Below are 15,207 nucleotides of genomic sequence, written 5' to 3'. Positions count from 1 at the left end.
AATCCTATTTCTTAAATAAACTTTTTATTTTCATTGAAATCACTCCAAAAATGGCTTCTGAAATAATTCCTGAGCTTAATTTTGATTCACCTTTCGTTCTATCAGTAAAGATAACAGGTACTTCAACAATTTTAAAATCTTTAATATAGGCTTTAAACTTCATTTCAATTTGAAAGGCATAGCCTATAAATTTTATTTTATCTAGGTTTATGGTTTCCAGAACATGTCGTTTATAACAAACAAACCCGGCCGTGGCATCCTGAATTTTCATACCAGTAATAAAGCGCACATATTTTGACGCAAAATAAGACATCAACACTCTGGCCATGGGCCAATTCACCACATTTACTCCTCTAATATATCGTGAACCGATAGCCATATCTGCACCTTCAGTCTGACATGCTTCATAGAGCCTCATAATGTCATTAGGATTGTGTGAAAAATCGGCGTCCATTTCAAAAATATAATGATATGCTCGTTCGAGGCTCCATTTAAATCCATGGATATAAGCTGTTCCTAGCCCCGCCTTTTCTTCTCTTACCTCTAAAAACAATCGATTGGGGAAATCTGTTTGAAGTTCCTTTACCTTCAAAGCTGTTAAGTCTGGCGAATTATCGTCAACTATTAAAACATGTATGTTCTCCGATTGCGAAAAAACTGCCCTGATAATAGCATCTATATTATCAATTTCGTTATATGTAGGGATAATTACAACTATTTCGGCCATAATTAGGTTTCGGTAAAGCTTCCGTTAGTTTTTGCAAATGTACATTAATAAGCGTTTATTTTTTTTAAATATTATTTAATAATGTAACCCATATTCAAAATATATAATAATTTTACACCATGCTACGTCATATTATTTCAAATGAATTATTTACCGTACTTCTCGTGATAGGTTTGGCGGTAGTCGCTGCAGCAAAACTTACTTCACCTAAGCGTTTTGAAGATTTTATTTTGGTCTTGGGAAACGACAAGTATTTAAAAATTTACTCGCGCGACCAAAAATTCTTTGATAAGTTTGACGCACTCCTTTTTGGCAATTTAGTATTATCCGTTTTGGTTTTTTGCCTTATTAGTGTGCGACACATATCAAATACCACCCTTTCGTTGAACGATATGTTTAAACTACTTGTTGCCATTGTTAGCTTAATTTTAGTTAAAGTACTAATAGAGCGTTTAATTGGCAGTCTTTTTGAAATTGACCAGTTAATAGACCAATATATATTCCATAAAATAAGTTTTAAAAATTATTTGGGGCTTATATTGCTTCCTATTAATGCCCTTATGCTCTATAGCTTCACACCGAGTGCCATATTAGTTTACGTCATCATTATTTTGCTGCTTATTCTAAATATAATTGGGCTTTTAAGTTCTTTGAAATCACATCTAAATTTAATAAAACACAACATATTTTATTTTATTTTGTATCTTTGCGCTCTCGAAATCGCACCCTATGTGATTTTATACAAGGTGTTTATCGATAAATAAAAGAAAAAAAACAGCCTACCCTTATGAAAGTGAAAACAATTTTAGTGTCTCAGCCTGAACCAAAAATTGAGAACTCGCCCTATTTCGACTTACAGGAAAAACAACGCGTGAAAATTGATTTCAGACCCTTCATTCATGTCGAAGGTGTATCGGCAAAAGAAATCAGACATCAAAAAATCGACCTTAACAATTATACGGCCATAATCCTGACCAGTAGAAATGCTGTAGACCACTTCTTTAGAGTCGCAAAAGAAATGCGCTTTAAAGTGCCAGACACTATGAAGTATTTTTGCCAATCTGAGGCTGTGGCGTATTATCTTCAAAAATATGTGGTTTACAGAAAGCGTAAAATTTATGTCGGGAAACGTACATTTTCAGAACTTTCACCATTAATCAAGAAATATAAAGACGAAAAGTTTTTATTACCTAACACAGACAAAGTAAAACCTGAAGTGCCTAATACTTTAGATGCTTTAGGAGTAAATTGGAAACAGGCTACTTTTTACAAAACTGTTGTTAGCGATTTATCGGATTTAGAAAATGTTACCTATGACGTTTTAGTATTTTTTAGTCCATCTGGAATTGAATCACTGTTTCAAAATTTTCCAGATTTTAAGCAAAATGACACCCGAATTGCCGTATTTGGAAACACAACCATTAATGCGGTAAAAGAAAAAGGATTGCGTGTAGATATTTCTGCACCAACACCAGAAACACCATCTATGACGATGGCTTTAGAAAAATATATTGAAAAGGTTAACAAGGGAAAATAAACCTTAATTAAAATATAAAAAAAAGGGGTGATTTAAAAATTAAATCACCCCTTTTTTTGTTTAAGAAAATCAAAAACTAAGCAGAAATTGCTTGATATCTCGTATATTTATACAAATCACAATTCAAAAACAGCAAGATTATGAGAAAAAAAACCGTTTACATTTTAATAATGCTATTGTCATTCTCTTTGATTCCTAACACAGCATTGGCCAATGAAAACCCACCTGTACATACCAAAGAAAAAACGAACGAAATCCCTACTGAAATAAGAACCATGCTTAATCGGCTTAATGAGATTAAAGACATGGACAAGTCTGATTTAAGTCGTGGTGAAAGAAAAGAATTGCGTAAAGAAGTCCGAACAATGAAAAAGGCGGTTCGCAGATCTGGGAATGGTCTTTACATTTCAAGTGGCGCTATCATTATTATTTTGCTTCTAATCATTATTCTTTAAACAAAAAGAGCGATTTTTAAATCGCTCTTTTTGTTTTTTTAATCCTTCACTGATTTTTTTAACTTAAAATCTGGGTGACCGGATTGCCAATAGAAAAATGAGAAAACATTAGCAAAATCATTTAATGCTTGTGTTAATGTTGTACGTCCACCATGTCCACCTTCAAAATTGGTCAAAAATAAAATTGGGGAGTCTCCATTATTATCATGTTGCATTTTAGCTGCAAATTTTGCCGGCTGCCATGCAATTACCCTAGGATCGTTCATGCCAGCAGTAATTAGAGTGGCTGGATAATCTGTTCCTAATTTTAAATTGTGATAAGAATCCATAGCCAATAAACCCTTAAACTCGTCATAATCTTTTACTGTGCCAAATTCAGGAATATTTACTGGGCCATTTGGCGTTTCCTCCATGCGTACTGTATTCATGGCTCCAACCAAAGGCGCTGCTGCTACGAATAAATCGGGCCGCTCGGTAATTGATCGCCCAACTAAAATTCCCCCTGCACTTCCTCCAAAAATTGATATTTTGTTTGGGTTTGAATATTCTTCTTTAACCAAATACTCTGCTGTAGCAATGGCATCTTTCCAAGTATTGGGCTTATTCAATTTTTGACCAGCTTTATGCCAAGCATCACCCAATTCACCACCACCCCTTATGTGGGGCACAACCAATATCCCATTATACAATGTATAAGCTAAAGTAATTGGGCTAAAAAAAGGTGATGTTGAGTTTCCGTAAGAACCATAACTGTAAATTACTGCTGGATTTTCTCCATTTAGTTTTAAATCCTTGTTATAAATTATAGACACAGGAACCATAACACCATCATGCGATTTCACCTCAACCTCCTTGGCTATTAAATTGTTTAATTCTGGATATTCAACAAATGATGACATCTGTTGATGGGTAAAAGCATTTTCTTCTGGATCATACAGAAACCTTTTTCCGGGAGAAGTCCAACCAGAAATAGAAACCCAAACCTCTCCAAACTCACTTCCTTTACTAGATACAGATGCTTCACCAGCAGCAAAAGGCAGGTTAAGTTCTTTTGCTTTACTTTTTCCTTCCTCTAAGTAATATACTTTTGCTTCAACACCATTATTAACCGTGGTATAGTACAACCCATCTTTGGTAACACTAAAACCAGTGATAATTTCTGAAGCCGATTCTTCTACCACAATTTTAGCATTCGAAAATGCAGGCACTTCAATAGGCGCTCTGACTATTTTATAGTTTGGGGCATTTTTATATGTTAAATAATATATCTGCGTTGACGTAGCCGAACTCTTGATAACATCATCATCTCTTCCTAAAACCAATTGCCAATTCTTTAGCTCGCCTTTACCAGCGTTCATAAACAACTTCATGTCCTTATCAACAGAACTAGCGTACAAAAAATCCGCATCAGCATCTTTTGAATATAAAACATAAGGTATTTCCATTTCCTTGATACCTAAATTTTCATAGTTGCTTTTTGAAAAAACAACCTGATCTTCAGATTGTTCTTGACCTACATTATGAACAAACACCGAAGTATAAATTTTCCGGTTCATATCAGAAACATTTGGTGAATTTAATTTGTTGTAATAAAAAGATTCCCCATCTGCTCGCCATGAAATAGCCCTCGCCAAATCTAGAACTTCATCATATTGCTCTCCTGTACTTTTAAACAGCAGCAGTTCCGGGTTTTCAGATCCGTTTGGCGCAACACTTACAGCAATTTTATCTCCTAATATATTTGGTGTTATTGACGCAATAGTATAAGTTTTACCAGCTTCAGCTTGATACTTTGTTGGGTCAAAAAACAACGTTTCTGTTCCTTCAAATCCGTTTCGTTTATACATTTTAGAAATTTCTTCACCTGGTACACGCTTTAAATAATAATACATGTTATCATCCGTAATTTGGAGATTGGACACCGAAGCGGCCCGCCTTTCTACCAATTCCTTCATTTTATCAAATATCTTCTGCTTGCCCGAAATACTATTTAAAACCGAATTTGCATAATTGGCATTATCTCGCATCCAGGAAAGCACCTTGGGGTCATCTAAATTTTCCACATAGCGGTAAGGGTCTTCAAGTTCAACTCCATGATAGGTATCTACAACTACATGTTGAGGAAGCAATTCTGGTTTAGTTACGTTTTGTGATTTAATAAGGCAAGGTATTGCCAAAAGGAATACTATAAAAACTTTATTCATAACGATAGTTTTAAATATTAATTAATAGCTATCAAATAAGGAAGTACCCTTAAAAAACCAAAGAAGGGCATTACAAATTACATAAAAACCATGACTCTAGATCACAATATTTAGTTAATTGTTTTGAAGCCAACAAAGGGTGTTCTTAGAACGCATAGCGTTGCGGACCACCTCGCCTAATTTCTTCGCTACAATGGGCTTCAAATTTCTTAAAGTTATTTCTGAATGCATTGGTTAATTTAAAAGCCGTAGTGTAATATGCCTCATCGTCATTCCAAGTGGCTCTAGGGCTTAAAACACTGGTGGGCACACCAGGACAGGTTCTGGGTTGGGCTACTCCAAATACGGAATGAATGTGGTAATCATCATAATTATACAAGCCCAAATCGCCATTTAACACAGCATTTATCATAGCTCGGGTATATTTTAGTTTCATTCTTGTCCCCACGCCGTATGGACCTCCAGTCCAACCTGTATTTACCAACCATACATTTACACCTGCCTCAATCATTTTTTTGCTTAACATTTCAGCATACTTTGAAGGGTGCAAGGGCATAAACGGCGCACCAAAGCAGGCCGAGAAAGAAGGTACAGGCTCAACTACACCTGCTTCTGTTCCTGCTACTTTAGCTGTATAACCGGAAATAAAATGATAAGCTGCTTGGCTAGGGGTCAATTTTGAAATAGGTGGAATTACTCCAAAAGCGTCAGCAGTGAGGAAAAATATGTTTTTAGGGTTTTTACCAATAGAAGGAATCTTAATATTTTCAATGTAATGAATGGGATAACTCACCCTCGTGTTTTGCGTTATTGAAGTATCTGCGAAATCCACATTGCCTTTCTTATCTAAAACCACATTTTCAAGAATAGCCCCTTTTTTTATGGCTCTATATATTTCTGGCTCATTCTCTTTTGAAAGATTGATAACTTTAGCATAACATCCTCCTTCATAATTAAAAACAGTATTTTCTGAAGTCCAACCGTGTTCATCATCACCAATTAAACTCCTATTGGGGTCGGTTGACAGAGTTGTTTTCCCTGTTCCTGAAAGTCCGAAGAAAATAGCCGTATCTCCTGCGTTACCCACATTGGCACTACAGTGCATAGGCAAGGTGTTTTTGTCTACAGGAAGGATAAAATTCAAAGCAGAAAAGATGCCTTTCTTTATTTCTCCGGTATATCCAGTTCCACCAATCAGCGCCACTTTTTTGGTAAAATTCAAAATAGCGAAGTTGTGTTGTCGTGTTCCATCTTCATCAGCATTGGCCTTAAAGCCAGGCGCATTTATAACAACCCACTCTGGATTGAACCTTTTAATATCCTCTTCATTAGGGCGTAAAAACATGTTATAAGCAAACAGGTTGCTCCATGGGTATTCATTAACTACCCTAATGTTCGTTTTATAATTTGCATCGGCGCACGCATAGCAGTCTCTTACAAAAATTTCTTTATTTGACAAGTACTTTACTACTTTACCGTACAAAGCATCAAAGGCATCGGGATCGAACGGAATATTGATATTGCCCCACCAGATTCTATCTTTTGTGATATCATCTTTCACAATAAATCGATCTTGGGGCGAACGCCCAGTAAATTCTCCAGTATTAATGGCCAAAGTACCAGATGAGGTCTCTACACCCTGACCTTTTTCAACGGTAATTTTATGTAAATCTTCAGGAGACAATTGATATCTTATTGTGGCATTTTTAATACCGTAATTATCTAAAGAAATTGTTTTTGAAGTTGGATTACTCTTTGGCATATATTTTTGTTTAAGAAGTTTATTTTAAAAGTGACATGTTTATTGATTCAGTGCTCAGTATTCATTTTTAAAAATTTTATAATAAGAAGACACCAAGAAATAATAATGCACAATCCGCCTATTGGAGTAACTAAGGCAATAGTTTTAAAGTCGAAACTTGTTAAATCATTGGTCGCCAATCCATAAATTGAACCAGAAAATAACACAACACCTAAAAGTGTTAAATAAAACAATGTGTTTTTTAACTTTTCATCTATAAAAGGCACGCTTCCAACAAATAACAAAAAAAATGCATGATATATTTGGTACCGAACTCCTGTTTCAAAAGATTGTTGCGCTTCAACAGAAACCAAAGCTTTTAATGCATGGGCTCCAAATGCTCCAAAAATAACACCTGTAGCACCCAAAATAGCGCCTGTCAGTAAAATTTTTTTATTCATTATAAATATGTTATTCTCAATAAATACTTTTATTAATTGCAAATTTCGTAAAATTAATCCTTATTTTAGCATTAAACTAGAATTAAATTAATTTAATGATTTTAAGAATGCGTCATATTTTGGTTATTGGTTCTGGAAAATCTACGTCGTATCTGCTGAAGTATTTATTAGGCAAATCGGTTGAGGAGGAACTTTTTGTTACCATCGCCGATTTGAACACCGATATGGCCAAAAAAATAATCGGAAGCCATAATAATGCTACAACCATGGCTTTGGATGTGTTTAACAATTCTCAAAGAGAAAAAGCCATAAACCAGGCCGATATTGTAATTTCTATGTTGCCAGCTCGATTTCACATTATTGTTGCCAGAGACTGCATACGCCTGAATAAAAACATGGTAACGGCATCTTATGTTAGCCCAGAAATGCGAGATTTAAACGAAGAAGCCATAAAAAAAAGGCTCATTTTAATGAACGAAATTGGTGTTGACCCTGGTATTGACCATATGAGTGCCATGCATGTTTTAGATCGGATTAGAGACCAAGGCGGAAAAATAATCTTGTTCGAATCTTTTACTGGCGGTTTAGTTGCTCCCGAAAGCGACAACAACCTTTGGAATTACAAGTTTACATGGAACCCAAGAAACGTAGTTACTGCTGGTCAAGGTGGCGTGGCCAAGTTTTTACAAGAAGGAGCTTATAAATATATTCCTTATAACCGCTTGTTCAGGCGTACCGAGTTTTTGGATATTGATGGTTTTGGTCGATTTGAGGCTTATGCCAATCGTGATTCCTTAAAATATCAAAGCGCCTACGGATTAGAAAACGTAAAGACTTTATACAGAGGTACTATGCGGCGCGTGGGCTTTAGCCGAGCCTGGAATATTTTTGTTGTACTTGGAATGACCGATGACAGCTACACTATAGAAGATAGCGAAAATATGAGCTACCGTGATTTTGTAAACGCTTTTTTGCCCTACAGCCCATCTGATTCTGTGGAACTCAAATTGAGACATCAATTAAAAATCGACCAAGATGATATGGTTTGGGACAAACTGATGGAACTTAATATTTTCAACCCAAAAAAACGTGTTGAGCTAAAAAATGCAACACCGGCCCAAATTCTTCAAAAAATACTGGAAGAAAAATGGACGCTCTCCAAAAACGACAAAGATATGACTGTGATGTACCACAAATTTGGTTACGAGCTAGAGGGTAAAAAATACCAAATAGACGCCAATATGGTTGTTTTGGGCGAAGACCAAACTTATACGGCCATGGCAAAAACTGTTGGACTTCCGGTTGCAATAGCCACATTAGGTATTTTAAATGGAAAAATTAAAACTCCTGGCGTACAAATACCCATTACAAAAGAAGTGTACCAACCCATTTTAAAAGAATTAGAAAATCATAGCATTCGATTCAATGAAAAAGAAGTGCCTTATTTGGGATACAATCCACTGCATCTTTAAATTTTAATGCTATGTCATTCTTAGCGATAGCGTGAGAATCTTCGAAATGGGAATCAGATTTTGTTAAACAGACAATTAAAATCTCTTTCATTAAATTTAGTTTTTATCTAAAAGCAAATAACTACTTTTATATTTTAGACTGAAACTATAACTATGGCCAAAAAGCAAAAAACGTTTACTATTGACGGAATCGATAAAAAAATACTCCGTGCCTTAATGCAGGATGCCCGTACGCCTATTTTAGAAATTGCCCGAAATGTGGGCATATCAGGCGCTGCTATTCACCAACGTTTACGGAAATTGGAAAAATCGAAACTCATTTCTGGATCAAAATTTGTTATTAACCATGAAATTTTGGGCTATTCCACATTAGCATTCGTTGGCATTTATTTAGATAAAGCTGCCAATACCGACGAAGTTGTTCGAGCCTTAAAACGTATTCCTGAGGTATTGGAATGCCACTATACTACTGGCAATTATAGTCTTTTTATAAAACTCATCAGTTTAAACAATACCCATTTAATGTATTTGCTTCATAAAAATATTCAAACTATTTCTGGAGTCCAAAGAACAGAATCGCTTATTTCTTTAAACCAGCAAATTGATAGGCAAATACATATTTAAATAAAAAACCCGAGCATTACTGCTCAGGTCTTCTATGTTTTTATGAAATGTTGAACCTAATTCGATATAACATATCTCGTTACTTCATTTTCATTAACCAATTTCGAACGTCCACTTCTTTTTTGATGATATCTCTTAAATCATCAATTTTTACACGCTCTTGTTCCATGGTGTCTCTATGGCGAATGGTAACACTGTTATCTTCCAAGGTATCATGGTCTACTGTAATACAGAATGGTGTTCCGTTGGCATCTTGTCTTCTATAGCGTCTCCCAACAGCATCTTTTTCATCATAAATAATATTGAAATCCCATTTAAGCTCTTCCACTATTTTTCGCGCTACTTCTGGCAAACCATCTTTTTTAACCAATGGTAAAACAGCCGCTTTTACTGGAGCCAAAACACTTGGTAATTTTAAAACGGTTCTGGTCGTACCGTTTTCCAGTTCTTCTTCTTGCAATGAATTCGAGAACACAGCTAAAAACATACGGTCTAAACCAATAGATGTTTCTAACACATAAGGCACATAACTTTTATTTTCCTCGTGGTCGAAATATTGTAGTTTCTTGCCTGAGAATTTTTCATGCTGACTTAGATCAAAATCAGTTCTAGAATGGATACCCTCCAATTCTTTAAATCCGAATGGGAATTTAAACTCAATATCCGCGGCGGCATCGGCATAATGCGCTAATTTTTCATGGTCATGGAAACGGTAATTATCCTCTCCCATACCCAAACTTAAGTGCCAATTAAGTCGCGTTTCTTTCCAGTGCTCGTACCACTCTTTTTGTGTGCCAGGCTTAATGAAAAATTGCATTTCCATTTGTTCGAACTCACGCATTCTGAAAATAAACTGACGCGCAACAATTTCATTTCTAAACGCTTTACCTGTTTGTGCAATACCAAACGGAATTTTCAAACGACTGGTTTTTTGCACATTCAAAAAGTTTACAAAAATACCTTGAGCCGTTTCTGGTCGCAAGTACAAATCCATGGCGCTTTCTGCCGAAGCGCCCAGCTTAGTTCCAAACATCAAATTGAATTGTTTTACATCCGTCCAATTTTTGCTACCTGTTAAAGGATCGGCTATTTCAAGTTCTTCAATAAGTGCCTTTACATCTGCCAAATCTTCATTCTCCAACGATTTTGCCATCCGCGAAAGCGTTGTATTTATCTTTTCCTGATTTCGTAAAACACGTGGGTTGGTAGTAATAAATTCTTCTTTATTAAAAGCGTCACCAAAGCGTTTTGCAGCTTTCGTTACTTCTTTATCAATTTTGGCTTCAATTTTAGCACAATAATCTTCAATCAACACATCTGCACGATAGCGTTTTTTAGAATCTTTATTGTCTATCAAGGGATCATTAAACGCATCAACGTGGCCAGAAGCCTTCCAAGTGGTGGGATGCATAAAAATAGCAGCATCAATACCCACTATGTTTTCATTCATCTGCACCATGGCACGCCACCAGTAATCACGGATGTTTTTCTTTAATTCTGCACCGTTTTGTGCATAGTCATAAACTGCACTTAATCCATCGTAAATCTCACTACTTTGGAACACGTAACCATACTCCTTTGCGTGAGAGATTACCTTTTTAAATTGATCGTCTTGATTTGCCATGCTGCAAAAATAAAAAACCGCTTTAAACTAATGGCTTTTTATTAAAAAATAAGTAGGTGTTTATTTTTTATTTAAGTTTACGGTTTAAGAGCTTAAAGTCCATGCTAAAATCTGTTGTTAATCTATTTTTTCCAAAAGTATGTTTTGCATGTAACAATTTGCTGAATGATAACGAACAAGACATTTGCATAGATTGCCGGCATGACCTACCTGTTACCAATTTTCATTTTGACGATAGTGAAGCTATAAAAAAAGTACTTTACGGCCGGGCCAAAATTGAAAATGGCACAGCACTTTTTAGATTTGAAAAGCAAGGGAAGGTGCAGAAGCTTGTCCATAACTTGAAGTATCGTGGTCAAGAAAACATCGGTTTTTTTCTAGGCAATTGGCTAGGCGGTGAACTAAAAACAATTGAAGCCTACAACGATATTGACATAGTTATCCCAGTACCACTTCACCAAAAAAAATTAAAAAAACGCGGTTACAATCAAGTGACCAAGTTCGGAAGACAAATTGCTACAGCTCTGAATGCTGAATATAAAGACGATGTTTTAATAAAAGTCACCAACACCAAATCGCAAACCATAAAAAGTCGTTTTTCCCGCTGGGATAGCAGCAACGAACTTTTCGCCATAAACAAGCCCAACAGCTTAAAAAACAAACACATTCTTTTGGTTGACGACCTCATCACCACCGGTGCAACTATGGAAGCCTGCATTGCCGTTTTAAACAAAGACCAGAATTTAAAAATCAGCATAGCTACCATAGCAATAGCTTAACTCGCTTATGCGTTATATGTTCAAAATTACGTAGGTTTGTAAAAATTTAAAATTGTTGATGAACAAAACCCTTTTAAACTTTGTATTAACCGTTTTTATTGGTGTTATATTAGCCAATTGTGCTAATCGCGGAAGACCAGAAGGCGGCCCTAAAGATGTTACACCTCCTAAGATTGTAAAATCCATTCCGAAGAATTATAGCACCAATTTTAAAGGCGATGAAATTGAAATCTATTTTAATGAGTTCATCAAAATTAAAGACCTGCAAAAGCAGCTGATTATTTCGCCACCCATGAACACCCAACCAAACGTAACACCATTGGGAGGTGCCAGTAAATACATTACCATTAAAATTTATGATACGCTGCAACCAAACACCACCTACGCCTTTAATTTTGGAAATAGCATTACCGACAATAACGAAGGCAACCCTTACCCATACTACCGCTATGTCTTTTCCACTGGCGATTATATCGATTCACTTCAAGTAAAAGGAAACATTGTAGATGCCCTTTTAAAACAACCCGAAACCTTTGTTAATGTGGCACTTTATGAGGTGGATTCCACCTATTCAGATTCAATTATATATAAAGAAAAACCAAAATATATTACCAACACACTGGATAGTTTGACCACTTTTACCATTGAAAACATTAAACCCGGAACCTACAAACTCATTGCGCTAAAGGATAACAACGGCGACAATAAATTTCAACAAAAAGTCGACCAAATTGCATTTCATGAAGGGTTTATTGAGGTGCCAACCGACACGTCGTACACTCTTAAATTATTCAAAGAAAATTTAGATTTTAGAGCGACAAGACCGAGATTGCTAACAGGTGAAAAAATTGCATTTGGTTATGAGGGCAGTTATGAAAACATGAACATTAAAATTTTATCGGAAACACCTCCTGAATTTGAATACCGCATCACGAAAGATGAAAAGACAGATTCGTTAATGTTTTGGTATAAACCCCGTTTGGAAGTAGATTCGCTTAATTTTAAAGTAACACACCCCACCTTTGAAAAAGATTTTACGGTACGCATCAGTGAACAAAAAAGAGACTCATTAACCATAAAAGCCGTTCCGTCTGGCACTATTGCGGTTGACGAAGAATTAAAAGTTTCAGGAACCACACCATTTACTAATTTTGATAAATCTAAAATATCGATAATGGATAAAGATTCTACTTTTGTAGATTTCTTAACCCGTTATGACAGTATTACTAATACTTACGCCTTTCAGTTTGAAAAAACCGAAGATAATAGTTATAAAATGCAAATGCTTCCAGAGGCTTTTACTGGATTTTTTGATAATAAAAATGACACCATAAATGTTTCAATGAAAACCAAAAATGCTTCAGATTTTGGTTATGTAAGATTTACAATGGTCAATGCCGAATTTCCTCTAATCGTTCAACTAACTGACACTAAAGGAAAGGTTCTTTATGAAACTTATCCTACTGAAGAAGGACCGATTGACTTCTTCAATATCTCACCAGGAACCTACTCCATCAGAGTGATTCACGATACCAACGGTAATCAAAAATTCGATACCGGGAATTATTTAAAAAGCGTTCAGCCTGAAAAAGTAAGCTATTTTCAAGATGTGGAAATTAGGGCAGACTGGGGTATTCAAGAAACCCTTCAATTTAAATGATTTTAAACGAATCTTGGTCGTCTAAAAATTTAAACTTATTACGATAGGCTTCAACATGTCTTTTTTCTAAAATAACAATTTCCATTTGTTCTTTTTTGGGTTCAAATGCGGTCATTTTATTTCCCAAAACATCATAAGCACTAGATTGGCCCGAGTATTCAATATTAATACCATCAACTCCCACTCTATTCACGCCAATGCAGTAACTCATATTTTCTATGGCGCGGGCCTGCAACAGGGTTTCCCAAGCCGAAATTCTAGGCTTTGGCCAATTGGCGACATAGATTAAAATATGATAGCCATCAACGTTTCTGGCCCAAACGGGAAAACGCAAATCATAACATACCTGAGGACAAATTTTCCATCCTTTATAGTCGATAATGACTTGTTCCGAACCAGCTGAATAGATTTTATCCTCGCCAGCTAAAGTAAAGGTATGTCGCTTATTATAAAACGAAATTTTTCCAGAAGGCGCGACAAATACAAATCGATTGTAGAATTTATTATTTTCAGAAATCACCAAACTACCGGCAATAGCCATATTTGAATTTTTCGCCATCTGTTTCATCCAAGCTACGGTACTGCACTGCATCGTTTCTGCAACCTTTTCTGCATTCATAGTAAAGCCACTGGTAAACATTTCGGGCAATACCACCACATCAATTGGTTGTGAAATACTATTTATTTTTTTGGTGAAATTTTCCCGGTTCTGCTTTGGGTTTTCCCAAACCAAATCGGACTGAATTAAGGCTACTTTTAGTTGTTCTTGCATGACTAAATTCTATTTAAAATTTCCGCTGCTTTTTTTAATGTTTCATTCTTTTTTGCAAAACAAAACCTAAGGACTTTGTTATCAATATTGTTAATGTTAAAAACCGACAGCGGAATGGAAGCTACGTTAGATTCAATGGTTAGGCGTTTTGCATAATCAACATCATATTCTTCAGTAATTTTCGAATAATCCAAAACTTGAAAATAGGTGCCTTTTGAAGGGTTGAATTCAAATTTTGAATCTTTTAATAAATCTAAAAACAAATCTCTTTTCTCTTGATAAAAACCGGACAGTCGCAAATAATGCTCCGGTTCTTGCATGTAATCTGCAATACCCTGCTGCGTTGGGTGGTGGATGCAAAATACGGCAAATTGGTGCACCTTTAAAAACTCGTCCATCAAATCTTTTGGAGCACAACAATAACCCACGCGCCAGCCTGTATTATGGAAGGTTTTACAAAAAGACGACACCACAAAACTTCGCACCTTTAAACCTGGAAACATACATGCGCTCTGGTGTTTTTCGCCATCGTAAAGCATGTGTTCATAAACCTCATCACTCAATACAATGATATTGGTGTTTTCGGTAAGCTTTTGCAGTTGCACCATATCATCCTTAGAAAAAATAGAACCCGTTGGATTATGAGGTGAATTAATGATAATCATTTTGGTTCGGCTATTAATTTTTTCCTTTACAGCGCTCCAATCCACCTTAAAACCATTTGAAGCTTCCAGTTGGACAGGCACCGGAATACCTCCATTTAATTCCACATTTGGTTCGTAGCTATCGTATGCTGGCTTAAATACAATCACTTCATCTTTGGGCTTGATAAAGGTTGAAATAATCGTAAAAATAGCTTGAGTAGCTCCAGCAGTAACTACAATTTCGGTTTCAGGGTGGTAACTTTCACCATAAACTAATTCTGTTTTTTCAGCAATGGCCTTTCGCAAACCTAAATGGCCTCGCATTGGCGCATAATGGTTGCAGCCCGAATTCATGGCTTTATTCACTAAATCAATCAATTTTTGATCGCTCTTAAAATCGGGAAAGCCTTGCGATAAATTAATCGCACCGTGCTTTGCCGCCAAAGCGCTCATTACAGAAAATATGGTGGTGCCCACATGGGGGAGTTTTGATGAATGTTGCATAAT

General features: G+C 35.9%; 14 protein-coding genes. 7 read left to right on the top strand and 7 right to left on the bottom strand.

Features of this window, described 5'->3' with window-relative positions:
- Window positions 1–4: 4 nt before the first annotated feature.
- Window positions 5–727 (bottom strand): polyprenol monophosphomannose synthase, encoded by a 723-nt coding sequence (locus tag ACIEHO_RS10355; RefSeq protein ID WP_406971365.1) that lies wholly within the window; start codon window positions 725–727, stop codon window positions 5–7.
- A 119-nt stretch (window positions 728–846) separates the two neighbouring features.
- Here ACIEHO_RS10355 and ACIEHO_RS10350 point away from each other — a divergent pair, with 119 nt between their 5' ends.
- From ACIEHO_RS10350 to ACIEHO_RS10340, 3 genes are all read left to right on the top strand, one after another.
- Window positions 847–1,491 carry a DUF4271 domain-containing protein gene (locus ACIEHO_RS10350; protein ID WP_406971363.1) on the top strand — a complete coding sequence of 215 codons (645 nt, stop codon included), beginning with the start codon at window positions 847–849 and terminating at the stop codon, window positions 1,489–1,491.
- Window positions 1,492–1,514: 23 nt separating this feature from the next.
- On the top strand, window positions 1,515–2,264 hold the full coding sequence (locus ACIEHO_RS10345; protein WP_406971361.1) for a uroporphyrinogen-III synthase: 750 nt from the start codon (window positions 1,515–1,517) through the stop codon (window positions 2,262–2,264).
- Window positions 2,265–2,404: 140 nt separating this feature from the next.
- Complete coding sequence (locus ACIEHO_RS10340) at window positions 2,405–2,719, top strand: hypothetical protein (RefSeq protein ID WP_406971359.1); 315 nt, start codon at window positions 2,405–2,407, stop codon at window positions 2,717–2,719.
- 38 nt (window positions 2,720–2,757) lie between these two features.
- On the opposite strand, the gene ACIEHO_RS10335 is transcribed toward ACIEHO_RS10340, so the two are convergent.
- From ACIEHO_RS10335 to ACIEHO_RS10325, 3 genes are all read right to left on the bottom strand, one after another.
- A complete protein-coding gene (locus tag ACIEHO_RS10335) occupies window positions 2,758–4,923 on the bottom strand; it encodes a prolyl oligopeptidase family serine peptidase (RefSeq protein ID WP_406971357.1) in 2,166 nt (721 codons plus the stop codon).
- A gap of 145 nt (window positions 4,924–5,068) precedes the next feature.
- Window positions 5,069–6,685, bottom strand: coding sequence for a phosphoenolpyruvate carboxykinase (ATP) (gene pckA / locus ACIEHO_RS10330; RefSeq protein WP_406971355.1), 1,617 nt, complete (start codon window positions 6,683–6,685; stop codon window positions 5,069–5,071).
- A 47-nt stretch (window positions 6,686–6,732) separates the two neighbouring features.
- Window positions 6,733–7,125 carry a DUF423 domain-containing protein gene (locus tag ACIEHO_RS10325; RefSeq protein WP_406971353.1) on the bottom strand — a complete coding sequence of 131 codons (393 nt, stop codon included), beginning with the start codon at window positions 7,123–7,125 and terminating at the stop codon, window positions 6,733–6,735.
- 107 nt (window positions 7,126–7,232) lie between these two features.
- Between ACIEHO_RS10325 and ACIEHO_RS10320 the strand changes: the two genes are divergently transcribed.
- A complete protein-coding gene (locus tag ACIEHO_RS10320; RefSeq protein ID WP_406971591.1) occupies window positions 7,233–8,597 on the top strand; it encodes a saccharopine dehydrogenase family protein in 1,365 nt (454 codons plus the stop codon).
- Between the two features lie 153 nt (window positions 8,598–8,750).
- Window positions 8,751–9,221 (top strand): Lrp/AsnC family transcriptional regulator, encoded by a 471-nt coding sequence (locus ACIEHO_RS10315; protein WP_406971351.1) that lies wholly within the window; start codon window positions 8,751–8,753, stop codon window positions 9,219–9,221.
- Between the two features lie 79 nt (window positions 9,222–9,300).
- Here the strand turns inward: ACIEHO_RS10315 and ACIEHO_RS10310 are convergent, their stop codons facing one another.
- Entirely contained in the window at window positions 9,301–10,845 is a 1,545-nt protein-coding gene (locus ACIEHO_RS10310; RefSeq protein WP_406971349.1) for a glycine--tRNA ligase, read from the bottom strand.
- 101 nt (window positions 10,846–10,946) lie between these two features.
- On the opposite strand from ACIEHO_RS10310, the gene ACIEHO_RS10305 reads away from it, so the two are divergent.
- Window positions 10,947–11,624, top strand: a complete 678-nt coding sequence (locus ACIEHO_RS10305; RefSeq protein WP_406971347.1) for a ComF family protein — start codon at window positions 10,947–10,949, stop codon at window positions 11,622–11,624.
- Window positions 11,625–11,682: 58 nt separating this feature from the next.
- Window positions 11,683–13,284, top strand: coding sequence for an Ig-like domain-containing protein (locus ACIEHO_RS10300; RefSeq protein ID WP_406971345.1), 1,602 nt, complete (start codon window positions 11,683–11,685; stop codon window positions 13,282–13,284).
- Here ACIEHO_RS10300 and ACIEHO_RS10295 read toward each other — a convergent pair.
- Window positions 13,277–14,056, bottom strand: a complete 780-nt coding sequence (locus ACIEHO_RS10295; protein WP_406971343.1) for an amidohydrolase — start codon at window positions 14,054–14,056, stop codon at window positions 13,277–13,279. The genes ACIEHO_RS10300 and ACIEHO_RS10295 overlap by 8 nt on opposite strands.
- A 2-nt stretch (window positions 14,057–14,058) precedes the next feature.
- Window positions 14,059–15,204, bottom strand: coding sequence for a methionine aminotransferase (locus tag ACIEHO_RS10290; RefSeq protein WP_406971341.1), 1,146 nt, complete (start codon window positions 15,202–15,204; stop codon window positions 14,059–14,061).
- Between the last annotated feature and the right edge of the window lie 3 nt (window positions 15,205–15,207).

The organism is Flavisericum labens, assembly GCF_045446075.1.
Classification (GTDB): Bacteria; Bacteroidota; Bacteroidia; order Flavobacteriales; family Flavobacteriaceae; genus Flavisericum; species Flavisericum labens.
Note: the sequence above shows the minus strand (reverse complement) of the source record. Positions and strands in the feature narration are given on the sequence as shown.

Excerpts from the sequence above, each read along its gene's own strand:
- ACIEHO_RS10290 (WP_406971341.1), bottom strand. The coding sequence starts at position 15,204 with ATGCAACATTCATCAAAACTCCCCCATGTGGGCACCACCATATTTTCT.
- ACIEHO_RS10295 (WP_406971343.1), bottom strand. The coding sequence starts at position 14,056 with ATGCAAGAACAACTAAAAGTAGCCTTAATTCAGTCCGATTTGGTTTGG.
- ACIEHO_RS10345 (WP_406971361.1), top strand. The coding sequence starts at position 1,515 with ATGAAAGTGAAAACAATTTTAGTGTCTCAGCCTGAACCAAAAATTGAG.
- ACIEHO_RS10350 (WP_406971363.1), top strand. The coding sequence starts at position 847 with ATGCTACGTCATATTATTTCAAATGAATTATTTACCGTACTTCTCGTG.
- ACIEHO_RS10335 (WP_406971357.1), bottom strand. The coding sequence starts at position 4,923 with ATGAATAAAGTTTTTATAGTATTCCTTTTGGCAATACCTTGCCTTATT.
- ACIEHO_RS10310 (WP_406971349.1), bottom strand. The coding sequence starts at position 10,845 with ATGGCAAATCAAGACGATCAATTTAAAAAGGTAATCTCTCACGCAAAG.
- ACIEHO_RS10340 (WP_406971359.1), top strand. The coding sequence starts at position 2,405 with ATGAGAAAAAAAACCGTTTACATTTTAATAATGCTATTGTCATTCTCT.
- ACIEHO_RS10325 (WP_406971353.1), bottom strand. The coding sequence starts at position 7,125 with ATGAATAAAAAAATTTTACTGACAGGCGCTATTTTGGGTGCTACAGGT.
- ACIEHO_RS10355 (WP_406971365.1), bottom strand. The coding sequence starts at position 727 with ATGGCCGAAATAGTTGTAATTATCCCTACATATAACGAAATTGATAAT.
- ACIEHO_RS10315 (WP_406971351.1), top strand. The coding sequence starts at position 8,751 with ATGGCCAAAAAGCAAAAAACGTTTACTATTGACGGAATCGATAAAAAA.
- ACIEHO_RS10300 (WP_406971345.1), top strand. The coding sequence starts at position 11,683 with ATGAACAAAACCCTTTTAAACTTTGTATTAACCGTTTTTATTGGTGTT.
- ACIEHO_RS10320 (WP_406971591.1), top strand. The coding sequence starts at position 7,233 with ATGCGTCATATTTTGGTTATTGGTTCTGGAAAATCTACGTCGTATCTG.
- ACIEHO_RS10305 (WP_406971347.1), top strand. The coding sequence starts at position 10,947 with ATGCTAAAATCTGTTGTTAATCTATTTTTTCCAAAAGTATGTTTTGCA.
- pckA (WP_406971355.1), bottom strand. The coding sequence starts at position 6,685 with ATGCCAAAGAGTAATCCAACTTCAAAAACAATTTCTTTAGATAATTAC.